The 9,750-nt window shown below is 66.5% G+C and carries 7 protein-coding genes and 3 pseudogenes; 5 read left to right on the top strand and 5 right to left on the bottom strand.

From position 1 onward, the window contains the following. Nucleotides 1-371 precede the first annotated feature (371 nt). Nucleotides 372-1,847: a P-loop ATPase, Sll1717 family gene (locus IE286_RS10040; RefSeq protein WP_189796271.1), complete on the top strand. Its 1,476-nt coding sequence runs from the start codon at nt 372-374 to the stop codon at nt 1,845-1,847. A gap of 787 nt (nt 1,848-2,634) precedes the next feature. After that, a pseudogene (locus IE286_RS10035) lies at nt 2,635-3,482 on the top strand (helix-turn-helix domain-containing protein). Between the two features lie 161 nt (nt 3,483-3,643). On the opposite strand, the gene IE286_RS27610 reads toward IE286_RS10035, so the two are convergent. The 3 genes from IE286_RS27610 to IE286_RS10025 all read right to left on the bottom strand — a co-directional run bounded on the left by IE286_RS27610 (nt 3,644) and on the right by IE286_RS10025 (nt 5,844). Continuing rightward, on the bottom strand, nt 3,644-3,769 hold the full coding sequence (locus IE286_RS27610) for a hypothetical protein (RefSeq protein WP_267969554.1): 126 nt from the start codon (nt 3,767-3,769) through the stop codon (nt 3,644-3,646). Nucleotides 3,770-4,012: 243 nt separating this feature from the next. Beyond that, nucleotides 4,013-4,576 (bottom strand): flavoprotein, encoded by a 564-nt coding sequence (locus IE286_RS10030; protein WP_189796270.1) that lies wholly within the window; start codon nt 4,574-4,576, stop codon nt 4,013-4,015. Then, on the bottom strand, nt 4,573-5,844 hold the full coding sequence (locus tag IE286_RS10025) for a helix-turn-helix domain-containing protein (protein ID WP_189796269.1): 1,272 nt from the start codon (nt 5,842-5,844) through the stop codon (nt 4,573-4,575). Before IE286_RS10025 ends, IE286_RS10030 begins: the two co-directional genes overlap by 4 nt. A gap of 175 nt (nt 5,845-6,019) precedes the next feature. On the opposite strand from IE286_RS10025, the pseudogene IE286_RS10020 reads away from it, so the two are divergent. The 3 genes and pseudogenes from IE286_RS10020 to IE286_RS27120 all read left to right on the top strand — a co-directional run. Beyond that, nucleotides 6,020-6,316, top strand: a pseudogene (locus IE286_RS10020) (ATP-binding protein); the annotation flags it as partial. Between the two features lie 259 nt (nt 6,317-6,575). Further along, a pseudogene (locus IE286_RS10015) lies at nt 6,576-6,656 on the top strand (NUDIX hydrolase); the annotation flags it as partial. 774 nt (nt 6,657-7,430) lie between these two features. Next, entirely contained in the window at nt 7,431-7,769 is a 339-nt protein-coding gene (locus IE286_RS27120) for a deoxyxylulose-5-phosphate synthase (RefSeq protein ID WP_229862214.1), read from the top strand. Between the two features lie 290 nt (nt 7,770-8,059). On the opposite strand, the gene IE286_RS27605 is transcribed toward IE286_RS27120, so the two are convergent. Together IE286_RS27605 and IE286_RS10005 are read right to left on the bottom strand one after the other, a co-directional pair. Further along, nucleotides 8,060-8,182, bottom strand: a complete 123-nt coding sequence (locus tag IE286_RS27605; RefSeq protein ID WP_267969553.1) for a hypothetical protein — start codon at nt 8,180-8,182, stop codon at nt 8,060-8,062. Between the two features lie 313 nt (nt 8,183-8,495). After that, the gene (locus IE286_RS10005) at nt 8,496-9,740 is read right to left on the bottom strand and encodes a hypothetical protein (protein WP_189796268.1); all 1,245 of its coding nucleotides are present in this window, start codon (nt 9,738-9,740) and stop codon (nt 8,496-8,498) included. Between the last annotated feature and the right edge of the window lie 10 nt (nt 9,741-9,750).

The following is a 9,750-nucleotide window of genomic DNA, read 5'->3' as shown; positions in this document are numbered from 1 at the left end:
CGATCATCCCGTCCAACGACCACGGTCCTCGCAACTCCCACAGATCGCGGGTGTTGCGAGGACCGCTAGAACCCAAGGATCATGGTCCGGGGCCTTTGACATCCATTCTTGACATCAACGAGGGCGGTCACCGACGACCGAACGCCTCCTGAGCAGGCGGTCCATGTGGCTCATGGCCTCGGCGGGTCCACGTCCCCCTGATCATGCTCCGCCCCAGACCGTGCAGTCCACTGGTATCAAACCCGCTCTGCCGCCCTGTCACGCAGCAAGCAGACCGAAATCCTTAGACAGAAGAACCGAAGGGGCTGCGCCGAGGTCCCTCCCGTGGAAGACTATCCATGCACGTTGATGATCTCCGGGGGGAGTCACGTATGACTATTGACATCACCCGCCTCTACTTCGGCAAGGCAGCAGCGGAGTCCGAGGCTCCGGCGAACCCACAACGTTTCTTGAGGACTTATCTAGATAGATGGAATCTCTCGGAGGAGATCGAGGAGCACGAGAAATTTCTCATACTCGGACCGAAGGGCTCGGGCAAAAGCGCCGCCGCCTATTACATCAAATACGACTGGGAGCGCCGATTCAGCAAGGAATCGATCTTCTTCCAACTCGTCGACTTTGACGAACTTAACCGCACCCAGAGCCCACTCCCATCCATCGATAAGAAGTTGGTCTCTGGCGAGGTATCGGCCCTAACGGATGCCGCATGGAAACTTTTCATCGGGATCCGACTTCTGGACTCTTTGATCAGCGATAATTCTTGCTCACTGAGTCGCGACCCTCAGGTCGTTAAGTTCATTGCCGATCTGCGTAAAGCTGGCCTAGCCTCCGACGACTACCCCCAAGTCCTCAGAAGGGTCAGGGAGAGGAAAGGGGGGATCAAATTCCCAGTCGGCTACCTCGACATAATGTCGAAGGAGTCCGATCTCGTCAGCCCTGGTCAACTTGGGGACGCAATCGTTAATTTGCTTTCGCGAGCCGAGACGCCAAATAGACATCTGCTGGCTATCGATGGCCTCGATAAAGCCATCGGTGATAATGACGCCTACTGGCGCACTTTGGCCGCACTGATTCGCGTGGGGGAGAAAATAACACGCACACTGCTCACCGCAGGAAATCGCAATGTATACCTCATGGTCATGTGCAGAAGCGACGTATTCCGGCGCATAGATTTTGCGGACGCCCCCAAGATTGCAGCCGACAGCGGAATCAACATGGAGTGGGGTGCCGAGCTTCAAGACTTCCGTAGCGTCCCCCTCTGGGAATACCTCGCACGCAAGGCAGAAATTGACACCGAGCAGCTCCTCGATCTGCTTCCTCCTTTTGTTGAAGTAGCGCATGGACGGAAGAGCATTTCAACACCCCGATACATTCTCGACTTCACCAGGTACACCCCGCGCGACATGACGGAGCTCTTCAAGTCCATAAAGTCGAGGGCTCACACCTATCGACCTCTAACCGGCAGGCAGGTGCGAGCCGGAGCGGACAACTTCGCGCAGAACCACCTCCTGCATGAAATTAAATCTGAATCTGTCGGACTCCTACCAACCGATGCCACGAAGAGGCTCGAACAAGTTTTGGCCGCCCTCCCATCTAGAGTCTTTGACAAGACCTCTCTTGACCAGGCGATGGCGGAAGCGAAAGTCTCCGACAGCATCTCTTTGGGAGACTTCGGAGAGTATCTCTTCTTGCAGGGGGCGATCGGGAATTATCGAGCAAGCAGCGGCTATGTTCAGTTCTATCACCGAAGGAATACGGCGGCATTCGATCGAAGGGGGCCCTGGATCTTGCATACGGGGCTCGCCTACGCGCTGAATATCCCATTTTCGAAGCAATCAACCGAGTAGTAGCGCGTGCACAGCCGTTCGCTCAGCTGAGCTCGCCAACTGGCGCCAGGAGCCAGCAGCTTCTGCGCTCCACGCCTAGGCCCACTGCGGACAGCAACACAGAGCAACCACAGAAGCCGCCCCCCTGATTTGCAGTGGTCCTTTAGAGCTTCTACACGATGGGTGCAACCGTTACTGATCGATCCACATAACTACGGAAAAAAGTTGCCCGTGCTCCAACCATGCCAAATAGAGGAGGAAATCACGGGTAACACCTGGTGGCCGCAATAGCAGCCCCCGACCTGTGACACCCAGGCCGTGGGCCGCCCTACTGCTTCTCGGATGGCTAACCCACTCTGGGCAAGCGCAGCCGTTAGCGTCCGCGGCAGTGGCCGCAGTGGGTACGCCAGGGACGGTTCGTACGCTCTGCGAGGGCAAGTCAGGCTGAGGCTGTCGGCGAGCTTGATACCTCAACCACGCCAGTGGGACCTTCTCTCAGCGCTGGAGGCCGCAAGGCTTTGTCGCCTTCGGCCTTCATGACCTTGTCACCCAAGACGGGGCACACAGCGACTTGTCCAGGACGCTGGTGCGAGTAGAGCCGGCCTGTCCTATGGCTGGCTTTGGTCTTCGCCCCGCACTTCGGGCAGAAGATGGTGCACATCCGTGCACATGGCCAGCGTCGGAGGCTGTGATGTCGCTACGGTTCATCGGCATCGACCCCAACACCGGGCAGGCCGAGAGTCCCACGGTGTGGGTCGACGAGAGCAAGGCGGAGCTGGTCATCTAGTGAAAGGGGCGGCCGCAGCGCATGGCGTTCTCCACATCCTCATCGGCTCAGGCCGCGCGCGAGCGAGTCGCGCAGCGGCTGCGGGAGCTGCGGGCCGACGCGGGACTGACCGGCACCGAGCTGGCCAAGCGCTGCGGCTGGACACACCCCAAGACGTCCCGGATCGAGAACGGACGTACCCGGCCGACGCCGGACGACATCCGGCGCTGGTGCCGGGCCTGCGGCGCCGAGGACCAGGCCGCAGACATCCTGGCCGAGTCCCGCAACGCTGAGTCTGCCTACACGGAGTGGCGGCGCAAGGTCCGCGCCGGGCTGAAGAAGCTGCAGGACAGCTACGTCGACCTGTTCCAGTCCACCGAGCTGTTCCGGATCTACTCCCCCACGCTGGTGCCCGGTCTGCTGCAGACCGAGGGGTACGCGCGCGCCGTGCTGTCGGCGACGGCCGCCCTCCACGAAGTGCCCGACGATGCCGAGGAGGCCGCAGCCGCCCGCGTCCAGCGGTCCGAGATCATCCACTAGCCGGGGCACCGGTTCGTCATGGTCATCGAAGAAGCTGTGCTGCACTACCAGCTCGGCGACGCCGACGCGATGGCCGCACAGCTCGGCTGCTCCTCACCGCCGGCGCTCTGCCGTCCGTGTCTCTGGGCATCATCACCAGCAACCTGAAGCGCTCCATGTGGCCGCGGGAGGTGTTCCACGTCTACGACGACGAACTGGTGTCGGTGGAGCTGATGTCTGCTCGGGTGCGGATCACGCAGCCGTCCGAAGTTGCGCTGTACCTGCGGGCGTACGGGCAGCTGCGGCGCATGGCCGTATACGGGGCCGACGCGCGCGCTCTGATCCTGCGGGCCATTGAAGCGCTGCGCTGACAGGAGGCGGCGGAGAGTCAGGGGCGCCAGACGTCTCGCAGGCTGATGCGCTTTGGGTAGGCCTGCCCCAACAGCAGGACGCCCAGCCCAGCCCGCAGGCCCTGGATGCAAAAGGCGCCCCTCTGCACGACCCGCGTGGGGCCGGCAAAGGGGGCGCTCGTTCAGCGGATGAGCATGTGTGCGAGGACGCCACCCAGGGCGCCGAGGACGGTGGCCATCCCGGACGCCGTCCCCACGCGGCGCTGCAGCGTGCGGATGCGTGCCTCGTGGTCGGCGCGGTCCTCCATCAGGGTTTTCAGGTCGCTGCGGATGCCCGTCGTCCAGGTGCAGTCCGACGCGGGCGAGCGGGCGCCTGCGGGGACGCAGGAAGTCGCAGGGAGATGAGCAGCTAGTCTCAAGCCACAGTGCCTCTGCCGGCCTGCGCCTTCGGCTCCCAGACCGGGCATCTCGTGCGGTGTCGCCGCCGGATCGAGGGGGCGACCCTGCCATGCGATTCGACCAGGACTGGCCATCCCCTGCGCTGAGCAGGGTCACCGGACCCGGTCCAGGGCCTCGGCGGCCGACGGCAGCAAATCCAATGCCTCCTCCCATCGGAACCGTTCCGCCCCGCCGCCCGCCTTGGGCCGGTGGGGATCGTAGGAACCGATCAGGACGCCCATCTCCCTCAGCCGGTCGAGGCTGCGCCGATAGGCGGGGTGGGCGGCCTGGGCGGAGTTCAGGTAGGGCAGGGCCACGGTCGGGATGCCCAGGCCGTAGGCCTCGCACAGGATGCCCAGGGCGAGGGTGTCCGATATCCCGGCGGCCCACTTGTTGATGGTGTTGAAGGTGGCGGGAGCCACGGCGATCGCGTCCGCCGGCGGCAGGGGACGCGGCTCTCCCGGTGAACGCCAGGCGGAACGGATCGGGTAGCCGGTCTGCGCCTCGACCGCCCTGGCGTCGATGAAGCCGAGTGCCTGCGGTGTGGCGATGACGCCGACGTCCCAGTCGGCCTCCTGCGCGGCGGTGATGAGCGTGCCGACGTCAGGGGCCACACCCGACGCGCACACGACGACGTACAGGAAGGGCTTGGTGTCCGGGGCGGTCTGTTCTGTCACGTGGGGACTCCCAACTGGCGACTGAAGTGATGCAGTTCCGGCAGTGCTCGTCGGCGGTCGCGGGCGGCCATGTCCGCGACCAGATTGCGGATGTCCGGACGGCGGATGTCCTGGGCGGCGCAGGTCTCGGCGATCCTCAGCGCCTGGTAGCCGTCGGCCAGGCGGCCCTGCTGGCTGTAGGCGCGGGCCGCCTCGATCCAGAGAGCGGCGCGACGCTCGGGGATAGGGATGTGCCGGCGCATCAGAGGCCGGGCCGTCTGCAGGGCGAGGCCTGCGTCGCCGAGGGCCACCAGAGCGCTCAGCTCGTGCAGGGCGACGTTGGTCGGGCTGAAGGTGGCCCAGACACCAGGCCGGTCGAGGGCGACGTACCGCGAGACGTCCTTCGCCTCGGCGAGGAATTCCTGCGTGGCCGCGCGATCACCGAGCCGGCTGGCCGCGGTCACGCCGCGCAGGAGCAGCAGCCCCACCGCGGCGAGGTACTGGGGAGAGCGTCGGTCGTAGGAACCGGCGAGCTGCTCGGCGGTGTGCCTAACCAGGGTGACGGCCTGGGGGGCGTGCTTCTCGCGGACCAGAACGTGGGCCTGGACGCGAACGCTGGAGGCGAGGACGACCGGATCCCCCGACCGTTCGGCCTCGGCCATCGCGCGGCCGACGGCGAGCCACGCGGTGCCGTGGTCGTGCTTTTTGAGCAGCAGGCTCGTCGCCGTCTGATACGCCCTGGCCAGGAGCCGGGACACCGTGTCCCTGTCCGTCGCGTCGTCGGCCGCCAGCCGCAGGTCGGCGATCAGGCCGGGGAGAATGCGCTCCAACTCCGCGTAGTGGCAGGTGTGAAAAAGCCTGATCGCTGATCCGACGCGTTCGTGCAGCGCGGCCGTGTCCTGCGGGTCACCGGTGCCCGGCGGACCGGCACCGGGCAGGAGGGCCTGGACGAGGGCGGTGTGCGAGGACGGAGAGCCGGCCGGAGCCGTGAGCGCTGCGATGCTCGCGGAGAGGAAGGTGCGGCGTCGCATGTCGTCGGCCTCCTGATCGGCGGCGAAGACGTCCTGAGGCGGGGCAAGGCCCAACTCATGAGGCGGGATGTTCAGTTCGCGCGCGATGGCGCGTAGGACGCGGATGTCCTCCGTGCCGCGTCCGCTCTCCAGACGGCTCACCTTGGACTGGTGATACCCGAGCGCTGCGGCCACGTCGTGCTGTGAACGCCGCTGCGACACCCGCGCCCGACGGATGCGTTCTGCGATCCGTCTTGCTTGCTCTTGCGCGTCGGCCATCTGCCACGGCTCCTTCCGCCGTCGCTGATCCTGCCAGCGCGACGAGCTCAGGGGAGGGCGGTGATGCAGTTCCCGCATAAGCCATGCGGTACCCACGCCAGGAGTACGCCACACAGCGCGACGACATGGTTGCGTGCTGTGACATGTGACTACGCCTGGATCGGGAGCCCCGCATATGACCGAGCATCGGCTCACGCTGTCCCTGCCCGCGACGCCCACCGCAGCACGCGTGGCCCGGCACCGCGCCGTGGACGCGATAGCGGGGTGGAACGCGGGGCTGCGTGCCGAGGTGGTGCAGACGGCCGAACTCCTGATCAGTGAACTCGTCACCAACGCGGTCCAGTACGCCGGCGCCGAGCCCGTCTTGCTCGCAGTCAGCCTCAAGGAGGCCGTACTGCGGATCGAGGTCCGCGACTCCAGCCCGGTGCTGCCCAAGCCTGCTCTGCCCTGCGCGGACAGCGAGGGCGGCCGGGGCCTGTTCCTCGTCACCGCTCTCGCCGACCGCTACCACGCCGAACCGGCCGAGACCGGCAAGCGCTGCTGGGCCGAGATCGACCTCAGCAGCGCATCGCGCCAGGAAGTCGGCTGTCCTTGCTCTTCAGAGGAGTTGATGCCGACGGCCACCCGTGCCCCGGGGCGTGATCGCCGAGGTGATGCCGTGCGTCCCTGGGCCATCGATCGGCCGCACGATCGCTCGTGGGGTCGTAATCATCGAGGCGGCTCGAAGGCGCGAGGAGACCCACGCACTGCGCTGGGCCGCCCGCGAAGAGGTCACCGAGCTCGCCGACGAGGCGTACGCGATCCGCGTCCTCAGCCCGTGCTGTACGGGCCGGCACCAGTCCGTCACTGCTGCTAGCAGACGAAGGGATCGTGCCAGATCGTTCTGGGAACCACGGGGAATGGCAGCGCGTTGGGTATTTGAGGTGCGCCCGCGTGCACCCGGGAGATTCAGCACGCGCCTTCCCTACCGGCCGGCACGGCAGCCATGGTGCCTGGAGCTTCACGCATGGCATGACGAGACCGAAGGGGGCAGAGCAGCATGGCGAGGTGTGGCGCCCCGACCAAGGCTGGAGGTCGGTGCCGGCGGCCGGTGGTGACCGGCACGTCCAGGTGTCCTGTCCATCAGGGACAGTGGTCCGCGTACGGCGTGGCCCAGCGCAAGGAGAAGGAGGCCAAGGAGAAGAAGCGCAAGATTCGCAAGAAGCGCTAGCTCCGGCTGGCATCCACGGGTGACATCGACAGCACCGGACCGGGCACCCGTGCACCGCCTGGCATGTTCGGTCACCCGCTCGACGGCACCGCCGGGATGCTCTCGGACCGACCCTCTGAAGCGGGCGTCACGGGTTCGGAACCTGCCGGGAGCACCAGCTCAGGAGCCCTCCCGCCAACGGACGTGAGGGCTCCTGCATTCCCGGCGCCCTCATGTACGTACTGCCCTTCTCAGATGATCCGGCCCAGCGTGCGCCACGAGTAAGAGCACTATGGTCACTCGACACCGGCCCCGGCCTTCCCTGAACAGCCGACGCACGCACGCATGCCGAAAAATCTGTCGAGCCCCACCCTGCGACGCCCCTACCATTCGCCGCATGGCGCATGCAAAGACCTCCTACGTCTGCCTGCCCTGCAGGGCCTCCTACAAGCAGCGATACCCAAGCTGCTACGACCACGACCGGGTCTGTCCCCGCTGCGCCGAACCGCTCATCCACGTCGGCTCTGCCTTCGCAGCGCCCAAGAGGCGGGACACCGCGGCCTGGCGCACCCTCTCCGTGCTCCTGCACGCCGGTGTGCGCTTCCACAAGAGCTGCTGCGGGTTTGGCCCTGGCTACCGCCCGCGCACCCTCCGAGAGGTGCGCGAGCGTATGGACTACGCCCGAGCCACCGGAGAGCCATTCGCCCGGGCGTTGGTCCGCCCCGAACTCCCCTAGTAATCTGATAGCAGGGGACTCCAGCCACCGTCGAGGCGGATTCCGCCGCCCTGCGAGGGTGTCTCACGCGTGGCGGCTGAATATTGCTCGCACCGGGGAGAATCCGTTGTGCTCGACATCGAGCGGCACGCCTTCGACCGGCCAGTCGAGTTGTTGACGCAAGCTGTCCAGATCACCACCCGCGCCACTCAGGCCAGGGGTTGGACCACGTCTGCCCGTCTTCCGGAGGGACGTTGACCGGTAGACCCGCCGCGAGGAACGCTCGGTGATCATCGGCGAACTGGAAGCCGTTACTCCCGCTCGATGCGCTCGAACTCGGCGTCGCTCAGCCCGGGCTCGAACTCGTAGAGGCCTGTCTCTGCCGGGCGATGCGCGGCTTCCGCACCCAGACGTGCTCCCTCTTGGCTGATCACCAGCGTACGCTAGCGCGATCGGGGGCCGGAGTCATCGGAGCACGCTCTCCGTCCCGGACGAGGGGACTGTGACGAGCCCGACCGGCATCGACGACTGCGGTACAGGGCATGCGCCGATGTTTCTGTACGTCTGGGGCCGGCCGGCGATCGCAGCCGGAGCGGGATCGATCGGTCTCCTGAAGGGGCGGGGGTGCATGCGGGCATGCCCTGGTCAGCAGTGAGACGCACGGGCCGAGGCCCTTCCGGCCGTCGGACGGAAGGGCCTTTGAACGGAAGCGTCGCGGGGTTCTGCGGCCACAAGTGCTCTGAGGCATCACGCAGGGGCGAGTTGGCTGTTGATGCGGCTGATCAGCTCATCTCGGCGTGCACGCAGGTCGGCCGGGGCGCAGGTGACGGCGACCCGGTTGGCTTCGACCAAGGGGCCGAGCTCCGGCGGAGGCTCGGCCACGCCGGTGAAGAGGGGCGCCACCCGGGCGACCGTCTGCGGATCCGCTTCGTCGGACGGGACGGCCGGGACCGGCGGACGGTTGCCGGCCTGTCCGTGGTACATGCGGGCCGTGAGGATGGCGGCCTCCCAAACGCGCATGCTCTCAAGGCGTACGTGTGAGGCGAGTTCGTCGCGCAGTGCGCACAGGTCGCTCCAGGCTCGTTCGTGGTCGCGCAGGGCAGTGCCGCACCGCCGCACCAGCCAGCCGTAGGTCAGTTTGGCCCGCAGCAGTGCGCGGCGGGCTTCGGCGGCACTGTCGGCGTAGGGGTTGTGGGCGACGACCTTCATCGCCACGGCAGTGATCGCGAGCACCAGCATCAGCACCGCGACATAGCCGGGGGCGTACCGCCCGCTCGCCGTCGCCATGTCATCGCCTGTGTCACGGGCCCGCAGCACCGCCCACACCGTGACGGTGAACAGGACGGCGATCAGGTAGAGGACGGGCAGGGAGAGTGAGGCGAGCAGCGACAGGGCGGGACGGCGTTCGCGGAGGGCGCGTACCTGCTCGCGTATCCGGTGCAGCGGGGCCGCGACCGCGTGTCCGGACAGCATGAGGGCGAGCGCCAGGACGACTCCGGGCAGGACGGAGACCGTCTGCTCGATCAGCGAGATGTCATCGTTGCTGACGGTGAGGTACTGGAAGACCTGCATGAAGTACCAGGCGTCGAACACGGCCATGGCGACGATGACGGGCCAGCGCAGCATCCGTATCCACATCTCGCGGCGGCGCCGGTCGTGGGCTCCGTCGTCCGCGTGACGGGCTTCCACCGCCTGGTGGGCGGCGCGGCTTCTCCGCAGGGAGGCCGCGACCTCGAACCGGGCCAGGGCCTGGATGGCCTCCTCGGCCCGCGCGTGGGCGTCGATCGTACGGGCTCGGGCGACGGCGAGCTGCTCGCGGTTGCTGCCGACGAGTTCGGCGACCTCCCGAGCCGCGCGGAGCAGCATCCGCATCTCACCGTTGTCCAGGTGCTCCGGCGCCCGTTCGGGACCGGACTCGGCGCTCTTCACCAGGTCTCGTATGTCGCATCCGCAGCCGTGGTGGCACGGGATGCCTCGGTGATTCAGGGACATGGGTGTGGTC

The organism is Streptomyces thermodiastaticus (assembly GCF_014656135.1).
Classification (GTDB): Bacteria; Actinomycetota; Actinomycetes; order Streptomycetales; family Streptomycetaceae; genus Streptomyces; species Streptomyces thermodiastaticus.
This window is presented reverse-complemented; position numbering and strand designations above follow the sequence as displayed.

Coding starts and splice junctions, on each gene's coding strand:
- IE286_RS10025 (WP_189796269.1), bottom strand. CDS start 5,844: ATGGCCGACGCGCAAGAGCAAGCAAGACGGATCGCAGAACGCATCCGT.
- IE286_RS27610 (WP_267969554.1), bottom strand. CDS start 3,769: ATGGAGGACCGCGCCGACCACGAGGCACGCATCCGCACGCTGCAGCGC.
- IE286_RS27120 (WP_229862214.1), top strand. CDS start 7,431: ATGGCGCATGCAAAGACCTCCTACGTCTGCCTGCCCTGCAGGGCCTCC.
- IE286_RS10005 (WP_189796268.1), bottom strand. CDS start 9,740: ATGTCCCTGAATCACCGAGGCATCCCGTGCCACCACGGCTGCGGATGC.
- IE286_RS10040 (WP_189796271.1), top strand. CDS start 372: ATGACTATTGACATCACCCGCCTCTACTTCGGCAAGGCAGCAGCGGAG.